The sequence below is a fragment of the Streptomyces lunalinharesii genome (assembly GCF_039532155.1).
In the GTDB taxonomy this organism is placed as follows: Bacteria; Actinomycetota; Actinomycetes; order Streptomycetales; family Streptomycetaceae; genus Streptomyces; species Streptomyces lunalinharesii.
This window is the reverse complement of record NZ_BAAARK010000057.1, coordinates 15,187-34,894: the sequence shown is the minus strand read 5'-3', so window position 1 is coordinate 34,894 and position 19,708 is coordinate 15,187. Positions and strand designations below refer to the sequence as shown.

16 protein-coding genes are annotated in these 19,708 nt (G+C 73.0%); 6 read left to right on the top strand and 10 right to left on the bottom strand.

Translation table 11 applies throughout. From position 1 onward, the window contains the following. Window positions 1-419: 419 nt before the first annotated feature. From ABD385_RS38360 to ABD385_RS38350, 3 genes are all read right to left on the bottom strand, one after another. Entirely contained in the window at window positions 420-2,189 is a 1,770-nt protein-coding gene (locus ABD385_RS38360; protein WP_344584538.1) for a PTS transporter subunit EIIC, read from the bottom strand. A 35-nt stretch (window positions 2,190-2,224) separates the two neighbouring features. After that, on the bottom strand, window positions 2,225-3,178 hold the full coding sequence (gene murQ, locus ABD385_RS38355; protein ID WP_344584537.1) for an N-acetylmuramic acid 6-phosphate etherase: 954 nt from the start codon (window positions 3,176-3,178) through the stop codon (window positions 2,225-2,227). A gap of 378 nt (window positions 3,179-3,556) precedes the next feature. Continuing rightward, a complete protein-coding gene (locus ABD385_RS38350; RefSeq protein WP_344584535.1) occupies window positions 3,557-4,477 on the bottom strand; it encodes a MurR/RpiR family transcriptional regulator in 921 nt (306 codons plus the stop codon). A gap of 130 nt (window positions 4,478-4,607) precedes the next feature. Here ABD385_RS38350 and ABD385_RS38345 point away from each other — a divergent pair, with 130 nt between their 5' ends. Further along, window positions 4,608-4,970 carry a hypothetical protein gene (locus tag ABD385_RS38345; protein WP_037637098.1) on the top strand — a complete coding sequence of 121 codons (363 nt, stop codon included), beginning with the start codon at window positions 4,608-4,610 and terminating at the stop codon, window positions 4,968-4,970. A 1-nt stretch (window position 4,971) separates the two neighbouring features. Further along, the gene (locus ABD385_RS38340) at window positions 4,972-5,253 is read left to right on the top strand and encodes a DUF4031 domain-containing protein (RefSeq protein ID WP_344584532.1); all 282 of its coding nucleotides are present in this window, start codon (window positions 4,972-4,974) and stop codon (window positions 5,251-5,253) included. A gap of 233 nt (window positions 5,254-5,486) precedes the next feature. Here ABD385_RS38340 and ABD385_RS38335 read toward each other — a convergent pair whose 3' ends face one another. The 5 genes from ABD385_RS38335 to ABD385_RS38315 all read right to left on the bottom strand — a co-directional run bounded on the left by ABD385_RS38335 (window position 5,487) and on the right by ABD385_RS38315 (window position 9,783). Continuing rightward, window positions 5,487-6,773 carry a Cmx/CmrA family chloramphenicol efflux MFS transporter gene (locus ABD385_RS38335; RefSeq protein ID WP_344584531.1) on the bottom strand — a complete coding sequence of 429 codons (1,287 nt, stop codon included), beginning with the start codon at window positions 6,771-6,773 and terminating at the stop codon, window positions 5,487-5,489. 162 nt (window positions 6,774-6,935) lie between these two features. After that, entirely contained in the window at window positions 6,936-7,661 is a 726-nt protein-coding gene (locus tag ABD385_RS38330; protein WP_425585580.1) for an HD domain-containing protein, read from the bottom strand. 10 nt (window positions 7,662-7,671) lie between these two features. Beyond that, window positions 7,672-8,538, bottom strand: coding sequence for a transporter substrate-binding domain-containing protein (locus ABD385_RS38325; RefSeq protein ID WP_344584527.1), 867 nt, complete (start codon window positions 8,536-8,538; stop codon window positions 7,672-7,674). 25 nt (window positions 8,539-8,563) lie between these two features. After that, entirely contained in the window at window positions 8,564-9,307 is a 744-nt protein-coding gene (locus ABD385_RS38320) for a hypothetical protein (RefSeq protein ID WP_344584525.1), read from the bottom strand. Beyond that, complete coding sequence (locus tag ABD385_RS38315; protein WP_344584524.1) at window positions 9,304-9,783, bottom strand: hypothetical protein; 480 nt, start codon at window positions 9,781-9,783, stop codon at window positions 9,304-9,306. The genes ABD385_RS38320 and ABD385_RS38315 overlap by 4 nt, the downstream gene beginning before the upstream one ends. A gap of 329 nt (window positions 9,784-10,112) precedes the next feature. Between ABD385_RS38315 and ABD385_RS38310 the strand changes: the two genes are divergently transcribed. Together ABD385_RS38310 and ABD385_RS38305 are read left to right on the top strand one after the other, a co-directional pair. Then, complete coding sequence (locus ABD385_RS38310; RefSeq protein WP_344584523.1) at window positions 10,113-10,835, top strand: copper homeostasis protein CutC; 723 nt, start codon at window positions 10,113-10,115, stop codon at window positions 10,833-10,835. A gap of 236 nt (window positions 10,836-11,071) precedes the next feature. Further along, the gene (locus tag ABD385_RS38305) at window positions 11,072-13,351 is read left to right on the top strand and encodes an FG-GAP repeat domain-containing protein (protein WP_344584522.1); all 2,280 of its coding nucleotides are present in this window, start codon (window positions 11,072-11,074) and stop codon (window positions 13,349-13,351) included. A gap of 52 nt (window positions 13,352-13,403) precedes the next feature. Here the strand turns inward: ABD385_RS38305 and ABD385_RS38300 are convergent, their stop codons facing one another. Further along, on the bottom strand, window positions 13,404-15,500 hold the full coding sequence (locus tag ABD385_RS38300; protein ID WP_344584521.1) for a HelD family protein: 2,097 nt from the start codon (window positions 15,498-15,500) through the stop codon (window positions 13,404-13,406). Window positions 15,501-15,879: 379 nt separating this feature from the next. Here ABD385_RS38300 and ABD385_RS38295 point away from each other — a divergent pair, with 379 nt between their 5' ends. Together ABD385_RS38295 and ABD385_RS38290 are read left to right on the top strand one after the other, a co-directional pair. Next, window positions 15,880-16,089 carry a hypothetical protein gene (locus ABD385_RS38295; RefSeq protein ID WP_344584519.1) on the top strand — a complete coding sequence of 70 codons (210 nt, stop codon included), beginning with the start codon at window positions 15,880-15,882 and terminating at the stop codon, window positions 16,087-16,089. A 507-nt stretch (window positions 16,090-16,596) separates the two neighbouring features. Next, a complete protein-coding gene (locus ABD385_RS38290) occupies window positions 16,597-17,898 on the top strand; it encodes a glycosyltransferase 87 family protein (protein WP_344584517.1) in 1,302 nt (433 codons plus the stop codon). Window positions 17,899-17,955: 57 nt separating this feature from the next. Here the strand turns inward: ABD385_RS38290 and ABD385_RS38285 are convergent, their stop codons facing one another. Then, window positions 17,956-19,641, bottom strand: coding sequence for a DNA repair helicase XPB (locus tag ABD385_RS38285; protein WP_344584516.1), 1,686 nt, complete (start codon window positions 19,639-19,641; stop codon window positions 17,956-17,958). Between the last annotated feature and the right edge of the window lie 67 nt (window positions 19,642-19,708).

The following is a 19,708-nucleotide window of genomic DNA, read 5'->3' as shown; positions in this document are numbered from 1 at the left end:
CCGCGCTGGGGGTGGGGTGGGGTGTGGAGCTGTGCCGTGCGGTGTGATCGGTGCGGGTGCGGGTGCGGGTGCGGGTGCGGGTGCGGGTGCGGGGTGGTCTGGGGTGGGGCTGCGATTGGTTGGTGGCGGGGGTGAGGTGGGCGGAGTGGAACTGTCTGCCTGATCTGTTACGGGCAGTTCGATGGGTTGTCTGTGTCGGTCGCCTTCAGTGGCCGGTCGTTTCCACGGGTCGACTTTTGTGAGTCATCGGGGGCGTATTGGGGGCGCGTTGGGGACGTCTACGCGCGAGGGTGCGTAGACGTCCCCGATGGCGGGATGGGGGCGGCGGAGTCGCCGCGTTGGCCTTCTTTGGCCCTTGGCCCTCCTCGGCCCTTGGCCTTTGGCGCGCGTGGGCCGTCATCGGCCGCTGCCGGCAGTCGTCAGGCCGGGGTGGCGTCGGCCGGGGTGGTGTCCGTTGGTGAGGTGTGTGCCCCGGCCGCGGCGGTCTGGGCGAGGTCCGTTTGGGCCTGGGGGCGGTGTGTGTGGGGCGCGGTATCGGGCGTGTTGGTGTCGGTTCCGGGCGGGGTGGCCGCGGTGTCGGGTGCGTCGAGGTCCGGGGACTGCCGGTTGAGGTCCGTTCGTTGCTGACGGCTGAGGCCGAAGAGGTAGGTGGCGGCGAAGCCGACCGCGTAGCCGATGAGGAGGCCGAGGGCGTAGACGGTGAGCGTCGTGCCGAACGACTGGTTGCCCTTGACCAGGGGGAAGAGGGCCCAGCCGGAGGGGCCGATCGCGGTGGAGCCGACGGCGTCGCCGAGTTGGTTGAAGAGGCCGACGAAGCCACCGCCGAACGCGCCGCCGAGGCAGGCGGTGATGAAGGGCCGGCCGAGGGGGAGCGAGACGCCGTAGATCAGCGGCTCGCCGACGCCGAGGAAGCCGGCGGGGAGGGCGGAGCGGATCGTCGCGCGGATCGAGTGGTTGCGGCGGAGGCGGACGTAGACGGCCACGGCGGCGCCGACCTGGCCCGCGCCGGCCATGGCGAGGATCGGGAGGAGGGTCGTGTAGCCCTGCTGCTCGATCAGGGTGGTGTGGATGGGGATGAGGGCCTGGTGCAGGCCCAGCATGACGAGGGGGAGGAAGAGGCCGCCGAGGAGGAACCCGGCGACGGCGCCGCCGTGGGCGAGCAGCCAGTTGGCGGCCGTGCCGATGGCGGTGGAGACCTCACCAGCGACGTACATCAGGCCGAAGACGGTGACCAGGCCGGTGAGGAGGACGGTGAGGGTGGGGGTGAGGAGCACGTCCAGGGACTCGGGGACGCGCCTGCGGAGCTGCTTCTCCAGTTGGGCGGCGAGGAGGGCGGCGCCGAGCGCGCCCAGGACGCCGCCTTGGCCGGGGGCGAGCTTCTGGCCGAAGGCGGTGACGTTGGCGATGCCCGGGAAGACGATCACGGCGGCAACCGCGCCGCCCAGGACCGGGGTACCGCCGAACTCCTTCGCGGTGTTGTAGCCGACGAAGACCGCGATCAGGGACATGAAGCCGGAGGCGATGGCGGTCAGGGCAGGGGCGAGGGCGGGCAGCCAACCTGCGTTGGTGAGCAGGCCGTTGAGGCCGGCGATGATGCCGCAGCCGATCAGGGCGGGGATGAGCGGGACGAAGATGTTGGCGATCCGGCGGAGGAGGAGTTTCACCGGGGTGGCGTTGCGGGCCTTCTGGCGGGCCTTGAGGGCGGAGCCTTGGGCGGCCAGGTCGGTGGCGTTGGCGGGGTTGGGGGCGTTGTGGGTGCTGGTGGCGTTGTTGGGTGGTGCGGGGGCGGCTGTCGGGGTGGGGGCGGGTGGTGCGGGGGCCGCCGCTGGGGGGCCGCTTTCTTCCTTTTTACGGCAACGGTTACGGAGAGTGATTCGTTCCTGCGGAGTGTCACCTTGCGGGGTGGTTTCGCGGGTGGCGTCGGCGGCGTGGGTCTCGGACAGTAGGCGTTCGAACTCCGGGGTGACCCGGGCGACGACGCCCGGGCCCAGGACGATCTGGTAGGTGTCGTCCTCCACCACGCCCAGGACGGCGGGGAGCGCCTTGAGGGCGTCGTCCCGGACGAGGGCGCGGTCCCTGATGCCCAGGCGGAGCCGGGTCATGCAGTGGGCGACGGAGGTGACGTTGTCGGCGCCGCCGACGAGGGGGAGCAGCGCGGCGGCGGTGGCGCGGTTCTTGTCTTCGGTCATGTGTGGCGCCTTGCTGTCGAGTGGCTGACGGTAGGTCAGGTCGTGCGGGCGTGGCCGGTGGTGGACTGGAGGGCGGTGCGGAGGTGGCCCTTGGAGGCGGTGAGGAGGCGGGCGGCCTCGCGTCCGTCCACGCTGCCGAGCAGGACGAGGATGGCGTGCTTCACCTCGCCGCCGGTCTCGGTCAGGGCGGCCTCGATCTCCAGGTCGGAGGCGCCGGTGGCGAGTGCGACGATGCGGCGCGAGCGGGCCCGTAGCTTGTCGTTGGAGGCCCGGACGTCGACCATCAGGTTCCCGTAGGTCTTGCCCAGGCGGATCATGGTGAGCGTCGAGATCATGTTGAGGACGAGCTTCTGGGCGGTGCCGGCCTTGAGGCGGGTGGAGCCGGTGATCAGCTCGGGGCCGACGATGATCTCGATGCCGTGCTCGGCGGCCGCGGCGAGGGCGGAATCGGCGTTGCAGGACAGGCCGATGGTCAGGGCGCCGATGGCGCGGGCGTGCTCGACCGCGCCGACGGCGTACGGCGTGCGGCCGGAGGCGGAGATGCCGACGACGACGTCACGGTCGGCGACGGCGAGCGCGGTCAGGTCCGCCGCGGCCAACTCCTCGCTGTCCTCGGCGCCCTCGACGGCGGTGACCATCGCGGACGGGCCGCCCGCGATCAGGCCGAGCACTTCGGAGGGGTCGGTGTTGAAGGTCGGCGGGCACTCGCTGGCGTCCAGGACGCCGAGTCGGCCGGCCGTGCCGGCGCCGGCGTAGATCAGGCGGCCGCCTCGGGCCATGCGGGCGGCGGTGGCGTCGATGGCTGCGGCGATCTCGGGGAGGCGTTCGGCGACGGCGGCGGGGACGGTGGCGTCCTCGTCGTTCATCAGGCGGGCGATCTCCAGGGTGGGGCGGCAGTCGATGTCGGCGAGGTCGGGGCGGTGTTCCTCGGTGGTGAGGGAAGCCAACTGGCTCCGGAGTGCCGTGTAGTTGGGGTCGGTGGGTGGCATGGGGCGGGGCTCCTTGAGGTGCGGGGGGTGGCGTGGTTGCTGCTGCCGGTCGGGGCGTGTGGTGCTGGGATCCGGCTGCGCGCCGGCGGGCCGGTGGCCGGTGGGTCGGCGTGCTCGGGTGAGCGCCTGCGTGCCTGAGTGCCCGCGTGGCGGGGTGCTGGTGGTGGTGTTGTCGGAGGCGGTTGCGTTGCCGGGGGTGTGGTGGTGTGCGCCGGTGCCGCCGGGGCGTTCGTGCCGCTTCGTGGCGTGGTGGTGCTGTGGTGGCCGACCTTGGTGGTGGATGCCGGCGCGCGGTGCCCGTCGGTGTTCGGCGTTCGGTGTTCCGGCCTGGCGTGGTGTCCTCCGGGGGGGGGGGGGGGGGGGCTGGCCAGTTGCCTGTCAGTGCCGGGGGTTGTGGCGGTGGGCGAGGGCCTCGTAGGAGGCGGACAGGGCGGGGGCGGCGGTTTCGTAGGTGCGCTGGGCGACGCCTATGAAGAGGCAGTCGACGACGAGGAGTTGACTGGTGCGGGAGGACATCGCCGCGGGGCGCAGCTCGCTCTCGCGGGCCGTGGAGGTCGTCAGGATGTGGTCGGCGTAGGCGGCGATCTCGCCGTCCGGGCGGCCGGTGATGGCGATCGTCGTCGCGCCGTGGTCGAAGGCGACCCGCAGTGGCTCTATGACGTCCGTCGTCCGACCCGAATGGGTGATCGCGATGGCGACGTCCCGGCCCCGCATCTGCACGGCGTTGGTCACGGCGAGGTGCGGGTCGGAGTGGGCGTGGGCGATCAGGCCGATGCGCAGCAGCTTCTGCACCAGGTCCTGGGCGACGAGGTTGGAGGCGCCGATGCCGTAGACGTCGATGCGGCGGGCGGCGGCGAGGGCGGCGACGGCCGCTTCCAACTGGGTGACGTCCAGTGCGGCGGCGGTGTCGGCCAGGCACTGCTGCTCTTCCTGGGCGAGCTTGGTGACGACGTCGACCAGGGAGTCGTCGACCGCTATGTCGGCCGTGACGGCAGGGGCGCTGCCGGCGGCCTGCTGTGCGGCGAGCGCGGCGAGGGCGAGGCGCAGGTCGCGGTAGCCCGGATAGCCGAGCAGGCGGGAGGTGCGGACGACGGTGGCTTCGCTGGTGCCGGTGCGCTCGGCCAGGCCGGTGACGGTGAGGGCGGCGCAGCCCGCCGGGTCGCTCGCCACGGTCTCCGCGACCCGTTGCATGGAGCGGGTCATCGTCGGCGCGAGGGTGCGGACCTTGGCTGCCAGGGCCGCGGGTGCCGGTGGCGCCGGGGCCGGCCGGCTGAAAGTTTCCTTCACTCCGCTACTCATGTCTGAAAGGTATTTTCAGCGCGAGGGTGCGTCAATACCCTCCGTGATGCCTGTGGACGGGCCGTGGACGGCGTTGCGGCTACCTGTGGATAACTTCGGCCGGTCGGCGGCTTCGCGCGAGAATGAGGTCATGGAGCTGGAACAGGCATTGCACGCCGCGCGGGCACTGGTGCTCGCCGACCTGATGGCGGACGACGTAGCGGACGCCGAGATCGTCTCGCTGGTCGAGGATGCGGTCACGCACCGTCGATGGTGGGTGGAGCAGTGGCCTGACGGAGCCGCGTTCGTCGCGGGACTGATAGCGCAGGACGTGCAGGACGCGCTGCTGGAGCGGTACGGCCGCTGGCCGTTGTGCCCGGTGTGCACGGAGACCGGGGATCCGCACGCGCTCGACGTGGAGCCGGAGTTGGGGCCGGATCCGCACTGGGTGTGCCCGAAGACGGCGGTCGCCGTCGCCCCGGTCGGGCGGTTGCGCGGGCCGGCGGAGGGCTGAGGTGGCGCTCTACATAGACCCGCCCAATTGGCCGGGGCACGGCCGGATGTGGTCACACCTGGTCAGCGACCGGTCGTTCGAGGAACTGCACCGCTTCGCGGCCGCGTTGGGCGCACCGAGCCGGGCCTTCGAGCGCGACCACTACGACTGGCCGGCCGAGCGGTATGACGATGCCGTGCGGGCCGGGGCCGTGGAGATCGGTTCCAAGGAGCTGGTGCGCCGGCTCACGGAGGCGGGGTTGCGACGGCCGAAGCACCGCAGGGACGAACGCCCCACGCCTTGAGGGCGGACCCCCTAGGCGTTCCCCGCGATGTGGGGCCCCCGCAGGCCCCCGGCCCTCGGCCCGCCCCGGCCCCCCCCCGCCCGGGCCGCGGCGCGCCACAGGCTGTCAGGGCGAGCGGCACGGTCAGCGGGATGACGGCGGGATGACGGCGGGGGCGGGGCGGGGGCGACGGTGCGGACCGGGCGCAGGGGCGGAACGGGTTCGGGTGCGCCGGTAGGGGCGGGGTGCGGGGGTCAGTGGCGGTTCGCGGACTCCGGGGAGTGGAGGGTGGCTGCCGCGTCGGTCGCGGAGTCGGCTGCGGGGGCCGAGGAGGCGACCACGCGGGAGCGGGCCGAGGTGCGGTGGAGGCGGAAGGCGAGGGCGGTGGTGAGGACGGCGACGGCGGCGAGGGCCGCGCCGGTCCAGGCGACGGACGGGTAGCCCCAGCCGGCGCTGATGGTCAGGCCGCCCAGCCAGGGGCCGACGGTGTTGCCGATGTTGAAGGCGGCGGTGGTGGTGGCGCCGGCGAGGGTCGGGGCGGCGTTCGCCACGTTGAACATCCGGGCGTTGAGGGCCGGGGCGGTGGTGAAGGCCGTGACGCCGAGCATGAGGGAGAGGGCCACGGCGGCGACCGGGCTGTGCGCGGTCAGCGCCAGGAGGGTGAGGACGGCGGTGGAGGCGGCGATGCCGCCGAAGAGCGTGCCGAAGAGGTGGGCGTCGGCGATCCGGCCACCGATGAACGTACCGATCAGCGCGCCGACGCCGAACAGCGCCAGCACCGTCGGGACCCAGCTCTCGGCGAGCCCGGCGGTGTCGGTCAGCAGCGGTGAGAGGTACGAGAAGAGGGCGAAGACCGCGGCGCCGTTCATGGCGGTGGCGATCAGCGCCAGCCAGACCTGCTTGTCCTTGTAGATGGTCAGCTCGCGGCGGAGCTGGGGGCGGTCCTCGCCGGTCGGCACCTCCGTGTGCGGTACGAGGGTGACGACGCCGACGAGGCCGACGACGGAGAGCACCGCCACCGCCCAGAAGGCGGCGCGCCAGCCGGCGTGCTGGCCGAGCAGCGCACCGGCCGGCACGCCGGCGATGTTGGCGATGCTCAGCCCGCCGACCATGACGGCCATGGCGCGGGCCCGGGCGTTGACCGGGACGAGGGAGACGGCCACGGCCGCGCCCACCGCCCAGAAGCCGGCGCAGGCCAGTGCGCTGATGACGCGGGACGCGAAGAGGACGGCGTAGGAGGGGGCCAGCGCGCCCGCGACCTGGCCGAGGCCGAAGATCGCGAGCAGGGCGATGAGGGTGGTGCGGCGGGGGAGGCGGAGCGTTGCGGCGGCCAGTACGGGAGCGCCGACCACCATGCCGATGGCGAACGCGGAGATCAGCAGTCCGGCCTGCGGGATGGACACCCCGAGGTCGCGGGCGAGCGGCTGGAGGATGCCGGACAGCATGAACTCGCTGGTGCCCAGGGCAAATACGGACAGGCCGAGAATGTAGACGGCGAGGGGGAGACGGGCACGGGCAGGGGAGGCGGCTGGTGCTGGCATGACAGGTGACAACAGGGGGAGCGGGGGTCGGCATTCCCGCGCGGAGGGTGGCGTCCGCCACGCGGGGGCGGCGTCGGCGGTGCCGTCCGGGGCCCCGGTCGTCGGAACGGCCCCGGTGCGGGCGTGCTGGGCCGGCCAGGGGGCGCCGGTGCCCGGTCGGGGTCAGTCGGTGGTGCCGTCGCCGTCGTGTGTGCCGTCGGCGTTGCCGGCGCCGGTCTCCAGGAGGGCCAGTTCGGTCGACAGGTTGTGGCGGGCCGGGCGCTCCCAGCGGTCGTGGCCGTGGGGGGTCCTGAACAGGTGTGGAAGCGCCAGGAGTTGGCGCAGGACCGCGGCGCGGCCGGCCCGGAAGTCCGGGTCGGGGACGAAGGCGTACTCGGCGCGGACCGCGGCGGCGTAGGCGGCGTAGGCGTCGGGGGAGCCGGCCAGGACGGCCAGGTCGGCGTCGCACAGGACGGCGCCGTTGCGGTCGTCGGGGGCCGGGTCGTGGGTGACGGTCAGGCGGACGAGCCGGGCGACCTCGGACGTGCGGGCCGGGTCGATGCCGAGTTCGGGCAGGGCGCGCTCGGCGAGGGCGGCGCTGCGTTCCTCGTTCTCGGAGCGGTCCGGCCGGTACACCGCGTCGTGGAACCAGGCCGCCAACTGGACGGCGGGCACGTCGTCGGCGTGCGGGGCGAGTTCGTCGATCCGGTCGAGGACCGCGCTGAGGTGGTCGGTGGTGTGGTAGCGGCGCTGCGGTTCGGCCCAGCGGCGCAGCAGGTCGGCCGCGTACGGGGCGGGGTCGGGGCCCTGCGCGGGCGCGGGGTGGGGTGCCTGGGGGCCGCGGGCCTGGGCCACGGTGGCGGCCCAGCGGGCGGCCAGGTCGGGACGGGGGTCGGTCATGGCGGTCATTGTGCCCGCCTCAGAAGCTGGGCTTGTCGCGGCAGGAGAGGGCGTCGATGTTCGTGGGACGAGGCTTGTAGTGCCCCTCCCAGTCGGGGTCCGCGGCGGGAATGGCCGGGAGGGAGTTGGCGAAGTCCTGGCTCCAGTCGCTGCTGGTGACGTACTCCTTCAGCGCGTCGCGGATCTTCAGGCAGTCGGCGCGGTGGCCCTTGGCCATGGCGATTCCGTACTGGTTGACGGGCCCGTAGGTGATGTTGGGGACGACCTTCAGGTCGGGGTACTTCTTGGCGAAGCCGTAGAGGATCATCTGGTCGGTGGAGACCGCGTCGGCGTCGTTGCGCCGCAGGTCCGCGATGCAGCCCTGGGCGGTCTGCGACTGGTAGACGCGGATGCCCTGGCCCTCCGGGCCGTTGAAGGAGTTGTACGAAGTGGTGCCGGGCCAGGTGCAGACGCGCTTGCCGATGACGTCGGAGGGCTTGGCGATGCGGTGGTCCGCCTTGCGGACCAGGACGCCCTGGAAGGTGTTGGCGTAGGGGCCCGCGAAGTCGAGCTTCGCCATGCGGTCCGGGGTGATGGAGAAGGTCGCGACGATGAGGTCCTTCTTCTTCTCGGTGAGCACGGTCATCCGGTCCTCGGACGGCACGGCACCGAAGTCCGGTTCCACGTGGAGGGAGGTGAGCACGTGGCGGGCGAGGGTGATGTCGAACCCGGAGGGGTTGTAGCCGTCGAGGGTGTAGCCGGTGCCGGGCTGGTCGCTCTTCACGCCCACCAGGACCTTCCCGGAGGCGAGCAGGGACGGTGGTTCGGCGGAGCCGCAGGCGGTGGCGGTGGCGGCGAGCCCGGCGAGCGTGAGCAGGGCCGCGAGTGAGGTGGCGCGAGCGGTCATGGGTCCCCGTTTCGTGTGCGGTGGCTCACTGGTCGTACAGCGTGGCCCGCGTGGGCCGGACGGCCATCCGGCAGCCGCGGCCCGTGGTGAGCGTGACGTCGATCCGCACGGTGCTGACCTGCGCGCCCAGGGAGAAGTCGGCGGTGCCGCCCGGGGCGACGCGCTGTGCCTGGGCGGGAACGCCGGAGCTGAGCAGGGAGGCGGTGACGTAGGAGTCCGGGACGCAGGTCGGGCCGGCCGGGTCGTGGTCGTCGACGGCCAGGGTGAGGCGGAGGGCGTTGCGGCTCTCCCGGAGGGCCGGGGCGTCCAGGCTGAGGGTGATGCTGCGGTGGGTGGTGGCGTCCAGCGGTTGCCCGCCCTGGGCGGTGACCTTTCCCGTCACGTCGACCTCGCCGTGGGTGACGACGTCGCGGAAGGCCAGGTAGCCGCCGACGGTGGCCAGGACGGAGACGAGGGAGAGCGCGGCGACGATGCGGGCGTCGGCGGGGCGCTGCACGAGGACGCGGCCGGCCGCGGCGCCGAGGGAGACGGCGGTCAGGGCGCCCCACAGGGCGTATTGGGAGGCCGGGCCGTCGGGCCAGGTCGTGCCGGCGACGAGCAGGGCGGCGCAGGCCAGGAGCAGGGGCAGCCAGCGGGCGCTGGGGTGTTGCAGGGCCCAGCGGATGAAGACGTTGCGGATGTTGCCGGCGGCGATGGCGTGGTCGCCGTGGGCGGTGGCCTCGTTGTGGAGGTGCCCCGGGTCCGGTGGGGAGGGTCTTTGGGGGGTCATGCGTCGTCCTGGGACTGGGGGTTGCCTCCCATGGTGATGTTGCCGTGGATCTCGCCGGCGGCGAGGGAGCCCTGACCGGTCGCGGTGGCGGTGTTGTGGACGGTCCGCGTGCCGGTGGGTGTGGTGAGCCGGTCGACGTGCTGCCGGAAGCCGGCGGCGTCGCGGTCGCCGGCGGGGGAGCGGAGCCAGGCGGTGAGGGCGTCGGCGAGCAGCTGGCGGTCGTGGTCGTCGAGGGTGGCCAGCAGGCGGTCGAGGGCGTCGGCGCGGTCGGTGTCGAGGTGCGGGCGGTCGGCGGCCCCGTCGCCCAGGGAGCCGTCGCGGCGGTGCAGCAGGCGGCGGAAGAAGCCCTCGCCGGCGGTCACGGTGCGGTCGGCGAGTCGGTCCTGGGCGGCGGTGAGGACCGAGGTGCCCAGGCTGTTGGCCGCTAGGGCGAGATAAGGGGCTATTTCTGCGGATACGGTGGCAAGGTCGGACATCTGCTTCTCCGTGCTCGTGGTCGGGGCGAGCAGGCTGCCGGTGCAACGCCCTTATGAGGAAGGCGTGTTACCCATGTGAGGGCTGATCCACACTCGCGTCATCGGGTGGTTTCGGGGCGGCGGGGGCGGCAGGGGCCACGGGTGGATTTCGGCCGCGTCGCACAACGGATGACGGCGCCGCGGTCGACGAGCGCTTAGGCTGGGTATTGGACTAGACCTGTGCGGGAGTGGGGGCGGGGCGGCGGGCCGCGGCAGACGCGTGCGGCGCCGCCCGGCCGCCCGCCCCGCACGCTCTGGCCACGTCGTTCGCCATCGGAAGGTTGGGTCGTATGAATCAGCGCGCGCTCCTGGAGGTGATCGCGCTCGGTCCCGAGGACGCGGTGGCCGCGCAGGCCGGCGGTGCCGACCGCCTGGAACTCGTCGCGGACATGGCCGCGGACGGGCTGACGCCGCCGCGCGCCACGTTCGCCGCGATCCGGGCGGCCGTCGACATCCCGCTGCGGGTGATGCTGCGCGCCGCCGACGGCTTCGCGGCGGGCGACGTGGACGCGCTGTGCGCCACGGCCGCGGCGCTGCGGGCGGAGGGTGCCGACGAGTTCGTCCTGGGGTTCCTGACGCCGGCGGGCCGGCCGGACCTGGCGGCCGTGCGGGCCCTGGTCGAGGCGCTCGGCGACTGCCGCTGGACGTTCCACCGGGCCATCGACCGGGCCGCCGACCGGGCCGCGCTCCGCCGGGAACTGGCGGGCCTCGCCGGCACGGACGGCCTCGACACGTACCTGACCGCCGGCGCCGCGGAGGGCGTCGACGCCGGGCTGGCGACGCTGGTCGCCGAGCAGGCGCACAAGGCGGCGGGCGAGCCCGGCTACGCGCCGCGGATCCTGGTGGGCGGCGGGCTCCGCCTGGACCACCTGGCGGAGCTGCGGGCGGCCGGGCTCGACGCGTTCCACATCGGCGGCGCCGCCCGGCCCGGCGGCTGGGCCGCACCGGTCGACGCGGCCGCCGTACGGGAATGGCGGGCCGCCCTGGACGCGCCGGTGGCGTCACGGGTCTGAGGGAACGTCAAGTCACGGGCGGTGTCAGGCCGTTCGCGGGCGCCGGCAGGCCGGCCTGCCTGGCGATCCGTCAGGTAGGCCGCCGGTCAGCCGCCGCCCAACCGGCCCAAATCGCTCAGACCTCCCCTTGTTAGGATTTACGGGAATAGGCAAGAGGGAGTGCATTCCGTCGGCTTGGGGGGAATCGCTTCCTCTCGGCGCCCTCCGGCCTGCACGACCCATTGCCTGGAGGGCAGATGACCCGCTCCGACATATCCCGGCCGCCTCGGACGTCGGGCCGCTCGGCACGTTCGCGACGACTGCTGACCGGAGCCGTCGCACTGACCCTCGCGGTCACCGCCGGCCCGCTCGTCGCACCCGCCGTCGCCGCCACCTGGGCCGTCACCGGGGCCGCTGCCAGCCCTGCGCAGCAGCTGAAGATCGCCCCCGGGTCCGAGATCGTCAGCGCGGGACGCACCGGCTTCCTCTCCGTCGCCGCGGACAAGACCGTGTCGTGGACGCGCTACGCGGACGGCGAGAGCCGCGAACTCGCCACGGACGACGGCACGTTCACGGACTCCACGCTGCACGGCACGGCCTCCGACGTCGTGGCGCTGGGCGACGCACCGTACGTGCCCAGCTCCAAGAAGATCACGCTGCGCGACATGGCCGCGGGGACGTCCACCGTCATCGACCTCACGCCGTACGGCTACGCGTACGCGGGCACCGTCGGCACGTCCGTGATCGCGCTGAAGGACACCGGAAAGACCCGGGAAGCCCACATCCTGGAGAACGTGGGCGGAAAGGTCACCGACCGGGCGGTCACCGGCCTGCGCTTCCCGGCACGGGACATGGCGGCGGTGGCGGGCGAACCGGGCGCGGTCGTGCTGCGGTACGAGCCGGACGACGTCGTCGGCTCACTGTTCAGCGAGTACGTCGTGGTCGACCTGGCCTCCGCCAAGGTCACGCACCACACGCTGGGCGCCGACTTCTCACGCGTCGCGCTGTCCGGCACCCACGTGGCCGTCATGGGGCACGAGAACAACAACCGCGACGACATGAAGCTGGAAGTGGAGAAGCGCGGCGACAACCAGCAGCGGACGACCCATTCGCCCGGCCGCATGTACGACCCGATGGTGGGTCTGGTCGGCAACTGGGTGCTGTACGGCAGCAAGCGCAAGGTCCACGAGGGCTGGGCCGGCTTTCCCCAGGGGCTCTACGCGATGCCCGCCGACGGCTACGTCGCCCACCAGGTGATGGACCACGCCACCTCCGTCGCGCCCACGCCCGACGGCGACCTGCTGGTCATGGGCGGCACCACCGGGCACGGCGAAGGTCTCTACCGGGTCTCCATCGGGGCCGGCGCCGAGCCGGTCGCCAAGCTGATCGCCAGTACTGGCGAGCCCACCAAGGTCACCGTCCTGGACTCGCAGGTTCCGGCCGTCGCCGAGCTGGACAAGGGCCATTGGAAGGCGCGCTGGCGGCTGTCCCGCCCCAACGTCCAGGAGGTGACCGTCACCCTGCGCCACACGGCCTCCGGCACCGAGCGCGACGTCGAGATCCCGCTCGACCACGAGGTGTCGGCATCCGGGAAGCCCACCTGCATCGAGCTGGACTGGGACGGCCTGCTCGGGCCCTCCTACGGCCCCGACCGGGCCGCTCCCAACGGCGACTACACCTGGACGCTGACCGCCAAGCCCACCAACGGCATCGGCCCGGACCTGAAGGAGCGCGGCACCTTCACGGTCGCGCGCAAGCCCGCGCCGCACGACTACACCGACAACGGCTCGCCGGACCTGCTGATCAGGGACGGGGGCGACCTGACGCGCAGCGACACCTACCGCGACCCGAAGAACGGACGGCTGAAGACCCGCGAGGCGGAAAAGATCGGCTGGGGCTGGGGCGTCTACGACCAGGTCACGGCCGTCGGCAACGTCGCCGGCGCGGACCACGGCGACGTGGTCGCGCGGGACAAGGCGGGGGTGCTGTGGCTGTACCTGGGCAAGGGGGACGGCACCTTCGACGGGCGGGTGCGGATCGGCGCCGGCTGGGGCGACTACACCCAACTCACCGGCGGTGGCGACGTCACCGGCGACGGCCGTGGCGACCTGCTGGCCCGTGATTCCTCCGGGGTGCTCTGGCTCTACAAGGGCACCGGCAGCTGGAAGGCGCCGTTCGCCCCCCGGGTGAAGATCGGCGCCGGCTGGAACGGCTACGACCGGATCGTCTCGGTCGGCGACGTGGCCGGGGGGCCCGCCGGCGACGTGGTCGCGCGGGACAAGGCGGGGGTGCTCTGGTCGTACCTGGGCAAGGGGGACGGCACCTTCGACGGGCGGGTGCGGATCGGCGCCGGCTGGGGCGCGTACTCCCAGATGATCGGCATCGGTGACGCGAACACCGACGGCAAGGCCGATCTCCTGGTCACCTCGGCGGACGGCACCTCGTCCGTCTACCACGGCACCGGCAACTGGAAGGCGCCGTTCGCCCCGCGCGAGCAGACGCAGCTCTCGGTCTCTTCGGGCCAGAAGCTGTCCTGAGCACGGGAGTTGGGGCGGGCGGGCGCCGGCCGGGCGCCCCGCCCGCGCGCCGTCAGGCGGCCCGGAGCTGCTCCGGCAGCCCCGCCGCGTGGACGATCGTCAGGCCCGAGACCGGCCGGGTCAGGCACACGTACAGGCGACGCAGGCCGGTCCGCTCGTCCGGTTCGCCGTCCACCACCGCCGCCGGCTCGTCCAGCACCACGTAGTCGTACTCCAGGCCCTTGGCCAGGGTCGCCGGCACCAGCGTCAGGCGGGCGTCGGCCGAGGTCTCCGCGCCCGGGGGCAGCGCGCCGATGCCGGCCTCCTCAAGGGCCGCGCGCAGCACCGGAATACGGGCGTCGGCGGCGATCAGGCCGACCGAGCCCTCCTTGGCGAGCGCGTCGCGGCAGGCCGCCAGTACGGTCGCGTCCAGCTCCGTCGGCTCCACCGCTCGGACCGCGAAGTCGCCCGCCGACTCACGGATGGAGGTGGCCTCCTCCAGGTCGGGCGCGATCGCCGGCAGCAGACGGGACGCGTAGGCGATGACCTCGCGCGGCACGCGGAAGCCCTGGGTCAGCTCCTCGACGACCGAATGGGGCTTGCCCAGGTGGGCCAGCGCCTGCTGCCAGGTGTCGGTCGCCCAGGGGGTGGTGCCCTGGGCGATGTCGCCCAGCACCGTCGCCGACCCGGTGGTGCAGCGTCGGCCCACCGCCCGGTACTGCATGGGCGAGAGGTCCTGCGCCTCGTCCAGCACCACGTGGCCGAGCGAGTGCGTCCGGGCCACCAGGTCCATCGCCTCGTCGATCAACACCGCGTCCGCCGACGACCACTTGGCGCTCTTCGCGCTGCGCGGCGGCTTCGCCCACAGGATCGTCTTCTGCTCCTCGTCGGTGAGCAGCCCGTCCGCGTGCGCGGCGAGGAACTCGGCGTCGCCCAGCAGCCGCAGCACCAGCTTCGCCGGGTCGACCGGCGGCCAGATCGCCTTGACCGCGGCCTTCACCGCCGCGTTGCGGGCCACCGCGTCCTGCACCCGGTCGTCGGGCGCCTCGCCCGCCTGCTCCATCCGCACCAGCACGGCGTGCGCGATCCGCTGCGGCAGCGCCTCCCGGGCCGCGCCGTAGCGGATGTCGCGGTCCTGCAACTCCCGCACGATCTCTTCGAGTTCGTACGCCGGGATGCGCCAACGGCGGGAGCCGCGGACCACCATGCAGGGCTCCTGCGGCAACGTCACGTGCGAACGCACCGCCCGCCGCAGCACCTCCGCCATCCGCGCATCGCCCTTGACCATGGCCGCGGGCGCCTCGTCCGCGCCGTGCACCGCCACGTGGCCGACCAGGTCGTCGATCGTGGCCTGCTTGACCTCCAACTCCCCCAGGGCGGGCAGCACCTGCTCGATGTACTGGAGGAAGGAGCGGTTCGGACCGATGACCAGCGTGCCGGAACGGGCCAGCCGCTCCCGGTGCGCGTACAGCAGGTACGCGACCCGGTGCAGGCCCACCGCCGTCTTGCCCGTACCGGGCGCCCCCTGGACGCAGACCGTGCCGCCGATGCCGGACCGGACGATCTCGTCCTGTTCGGGCTGGATGGTGGCGACGATGTCCCGCATCGGGCCGACGCGCGGGCGCTCGATCTCCGCCTGGAGGAGGGCGCTGGTGGTCTCGGCCTCGGCCGGGTCGGTGAGGTGCTCGTCCTCGTAGGCGGTCAGCTCGCCGCCGGTGTAGCCGAAGCGGCGGCGCAGCTTCAGGTCCATCGGGTCCTTCTTGGAGGCCCGGTAGAACGGCTGGGAGACCGGCGCGCGCCAGTCGACGACCATGGGGTCGCCGTCGGCGTCGTGGACGTGCCGGCGGCCGACGTAGAAGTTCTCGCCGGCGGCCCCCTCGGCGAGGTCCATGCCGGGGGCGTGGAGGTAGTCGAGCCGACCGAAGAAGAGCGGGGTGTGGGCGAGGTCGGCGAGGGCCTTGATGCGGGCGTCGATCTCGCCCTGGAGGATCTCGGCGTTGACCCAGTTCGCGGTGACGTTCGCGATGTTCAGGTTCTCGGCGTCCTCGCGCATGGCGCGGAGCGCGGAACGGGACGCGGCGAGGTGCGCGCGCTCCCGTTGCAGCGGGTCGGCGGGCGGTGCCGGCGGTGCGGTGTGCTGGTCGGATGTCGGGTGGGCGTGCGAGGGCACGGCTTGCCTCCGGTGACGGGTCAATCCTCGGTCTGCGGCGCGACGGCGCGACGGCGTGCGACGGCATGATGCGAACGGCCGGCCGGTTTCCGACCGGTCGGCGGCGCTCCCCTGACGGGAGGCAGGCAGGCGCGCGATTGTAGTCAGCACGTATCGGGGACGCCAACGGAATATCCGGCGGGCGGGCGTCGCACGGGGCCGCCCCGCGCTCGCCCGGCACCGCGTGCGGCCGGCGGCGACGCCGTCCTGGGGAGGGACGCTGCCTACAACCGTAGGTCTCCCGTAGGGGTCGGCATGGGCCCACAGGCTGACGTGGCGGTGCGCAGAGATGGAACCGTGGGGCGATGTGCGCCATTCGCGTGAAAACGATGATGGAGGCATGAGCAGCGCAATGATCCCCACGGCCTCCGTCCACGCCCTCCCCCGTCGCTCGGCCAACGGCGCCACGGCCCTCGGCTCCGACCCGACCACCGGCTCACCGCCCACCCACGACCAGCGTCACCTGGTGGGCAACGCCGTCCGCGCGGTGAAGGTCTTCGCCGTGGCCGTGTTCAGCGTGGTGGTGATGGGCGAGTACGCCGAGGGCTGAGGCCGGGCGCGCGGCGCGCGCGCACCGGGCACCGCGGCCCGCGTCCGGGCACGGTCCGAGCAGCCAGCAGCCAGCAGCCAGCAGCCAGCAGCCAGCAGCCAGCAAGCAGCAAGCAGTAGCAATCGGCAGCAAGTCCGAGTAAGCAGCCAGCCCGAGCAAGCACGAGTGCGCGTCCGTACGAGGCAGCGTCCCTCCGAGCCCGCGTCCGCACGCGCCGGAGTACGTACGGGGCCGAGCGAGCACCCGACCGCCACCCGTCCGCCACCAGTCCGTGCACCGGCGTCCTGCGCGCACCGTCGCGCACCGCTTAGCAGCACCGCGCACCACCACAGGCCCGGCGCCCGTCGCCGGAAGTGCGCGGTTCGGCCGGATCGCGCACCTTTCGTGCGTGTGAGGGGCGTTTCCGCATGGACATCCGGTTGACCGGAAAGCGTTACGGACGGTCGGTCTCGATCCACTAGCGTCGCCGCAAAGAGCGCGCTCAGGGCGACGAGGAGGGGTCAACGGGTGTCTGCCGCCGACGGGACGGGGACGTGGACGTGGAGACGCACCTGGGCGCAGAGCATCGCCAGCCCGGGCCGATTGGCGATAGGCGTGGCGCTGCTCGTCGTGTCCTGCGCCGGGCTGTACGCGCTCTCCCTGGCCGTGCAGCTGCCGATGTCCGACATAGAGGTCTACCGCGCCGAGGGCCAGGCCGCCGCGACCGGCGGTGACCTCTACGGCTTCACGGTCACCAAGTGGGCGCTGCCGGCGACGTACCCGCCGTTCGCCGCCCTGCTGTTCGTCCCCACCACCTGGATCTCGCTCACCACCCTCAAGATCACCTGCGTGATGGCCAACGCCGCCCTCCTGGCGTTGCTGATCCACCTCTCCTGTAAGGCCGCCGGCCTGCGCCGGTACGCCTACTCCGCGCCGCTGCTCCTCGGCACCACCGCCCTCGGCCTCTGGCTCGAACCGGTCTTCCAGACCCTGGTCTTCGGCCAGGTCAACCTCGCCCTGACCTGCCTGGTCCTGTGGGACCTCTCGCGGCCGGACGGCGCCCGCTTCAAGGGCTTCGCCATCGGCCTCGCCGCGGGCATCAAGCTGACCCCGGCGATCTTCGCGGTCTACCTGCTGATCACCGGACGGGTGAAGGCCGCCTTCACCGCCTTCGCCGGATTCGTGGTGTCGGTGCTGCTCGGCGTGCTGGTGCTGCCGGGCGCGAGCGTGGACTTCTGGACCCGCCGGATGTTCGAGACCCAGCGGGTCGGCAAGGTGTGGATCGTCGACAACCAGTCACTCCAAGGGCTCGTCGCGCGCCTGTTGGGCACCACCACACCGGGCCTGTGGTGGCTGGCCGCGGCCGTGGTCACCGCCGCGGCCGGGCTCTGGGTCGCCCGCCGGTGCCACCGGAACCGCGGCCGTGACCTCTGGGGCGTCCTGGCCACGGCCGTCACCGCGCTGCTGGTGTCGCCGATCAGCTGGTCGCACCACTGGGTCTGGTGCGTGCCCCTGCTCGTCGCGCTGATCGCGCACGCCCGGCGCGACCGCCGGCGCTGGGCGCTGGTGGCCGCGGTCACGGTGCTCTTCGCCGCCCGCTCGATGTGGGCGCTCAACCACCGGGGCACCCTGGCCCTGCACTTCCCCTGGTGGCAGCAGCCGCTGGCCTCCCCCTACCCGGTGCTCGGCCTGGCGCTGCTGGCCGCACTCGCCTGGTGGACGCTGCGGCCCCCGGGCCGCCCCGGCACACCGGGCGGCCTGCTGGCGGCCCGTCGGGTCCCCGCACCGCGCACCGACGTCCGCCGGCCCACCGAGGCCCCGACGGGCTGACGGCCGCCGCCGGAGCCCGGCCGTGGCGACGGCACCCGCCGTAGCCACCGCCCGCGCTCACGCCGGGGCGGAGTCGTCCTCCCCGGCCGTGACGCCGTCGCCGCCCGCCGTCAGCAGCTCGTGCGCGTCCATGATCCGGTACGCGTAGCCCTGTTCGGCCAGGAAGCGCTGCCGGTGCGCGGCGAAGTCCTGGTCGACGGTGTCCCGGGCGACCACCGAGTAGAACCGGGCCTCGTGACCGTCCGCCTTCGGACGCAGCACCCGGCCCAGCCGCTGGGCCTCCTCCTGACGGGAGCCGAAGGTGCCGGACACCTGGATGGCGACCGTGGCCTCCGGCAGGTCGATGGAGAAGTTCGCGACCTTCGACACCACCAGCACCGAGATCTCGCCCTGCCGGAACGCGTCGAAGAGCTTCTCGCGCTGCGCGTTGGACGTCTCGCCCTTGATCACCGGGGCGTCGAGGTGCTCGCCCAACTCGTCCAGCTGGTCGATGTACTGCCCGATGACCAGCGTCTGCTCGCCCGCGTGCCGCCGCACCAGCGCCTCGGTCACCCGCTGCTTGCTGCCGGTGGTCGCGCAGAAGCGGTACTTCTCCTCCGTCTCGGCCGTGGCGTACGCCAACCGCTCCGACTCGGTCAGGTCCACCCGCACCTCGACGCAGTCGGCCGGCGCGATGTAGCCCTGCGCCTCGATCTCCTTCCACGGCGCGTCGAACCGCTTGGGGCCGATCAGCGAGAAGACGTCCGACTCCCGCCCGTCCTCGCGCACCAGGGTCGCGGTGAGCCCCAGTCGGCGGCGCGCCTGGAGGTCGGCGGTGAACTTGAAGACCGGTGCCGGCAGCAGGTGCACCTCGTCGTAGATGACCAGGCCCCAGTCCCGCGAGTCGAACAGCTCCAGGTGCGGGTAGACGCCCTTCCGCTTGGTCGTCAGCACCTGGTACGTGGCGATGGTGACCGGACGGATCTCCTTCTTCGTCCCGCTGTACTCGCCGATCTCGTCCTCGGTCAGCGAGGTGCGCTTGACCAGCTCGTGCTTCCACTGCCGGGCCGAGACGGTGTTGGTGACGAGGATCAGCGTGGTCGCCTTGGCCTGCGCCATCGCCCCCGCGCCCACCAGCGTCTTGCCCGCGCCGCAGGGCAGCACCACGACGCCGGAACCGCCGTGCCAGAAGCCCTCCACGGCCTGCGCCTGGTACGGGCGCAGCGACCAGCCGTCCTCGGCCAGTTCGATCGGATGCGCCTCGCCGTCCACGTAGCCGGCCAGGTCCTCGGCCGGCCAGCCCAGCTTGAGCAGGGTCTGCTTGATCTGCCCGCGCTCGGAGGGGTGCACCGCGACGCTGTCCGGGTCGATCCGGGTGCCGACCAGTGGCTGCACCTTCTTCGAGCGGAGGATCTCCTCCAGCACGGGGCGGTCGGTGGTGGACAGCACCAGGCCGTGCGCGGGGTGCTTGGTGAGCGTCAGCCGGCCGTAGCGCGACATGGTCTCGGCGATGTCGACGAGCAGTGCGTGCGGCACCGGGTACCGCGAGTACTGCACCAGCGCGTCCACGACCTGCTCGGCGTCGTGGCCGGCGGCCCGCGCGTTCCACAGCCCCAGCGGGGTCACCCGGTAGGTGTGGATGTGCTCCGGCGCCCGCTCCAGCTCGGCGAACGGTGCGATGGCTCGCCGGCAGGCGTCCGCCGACTCGTGGTCCACCTCCAGCAGCAGCGTCTTGTCGCTCTGGACGATGAGAGGTCCGTTCACGCGCCTCGCCTTTCGCATTCCGGGGCTGACCCGCCGGCCGGGGCCGTCGGGTCGCCCGACGTGCCAA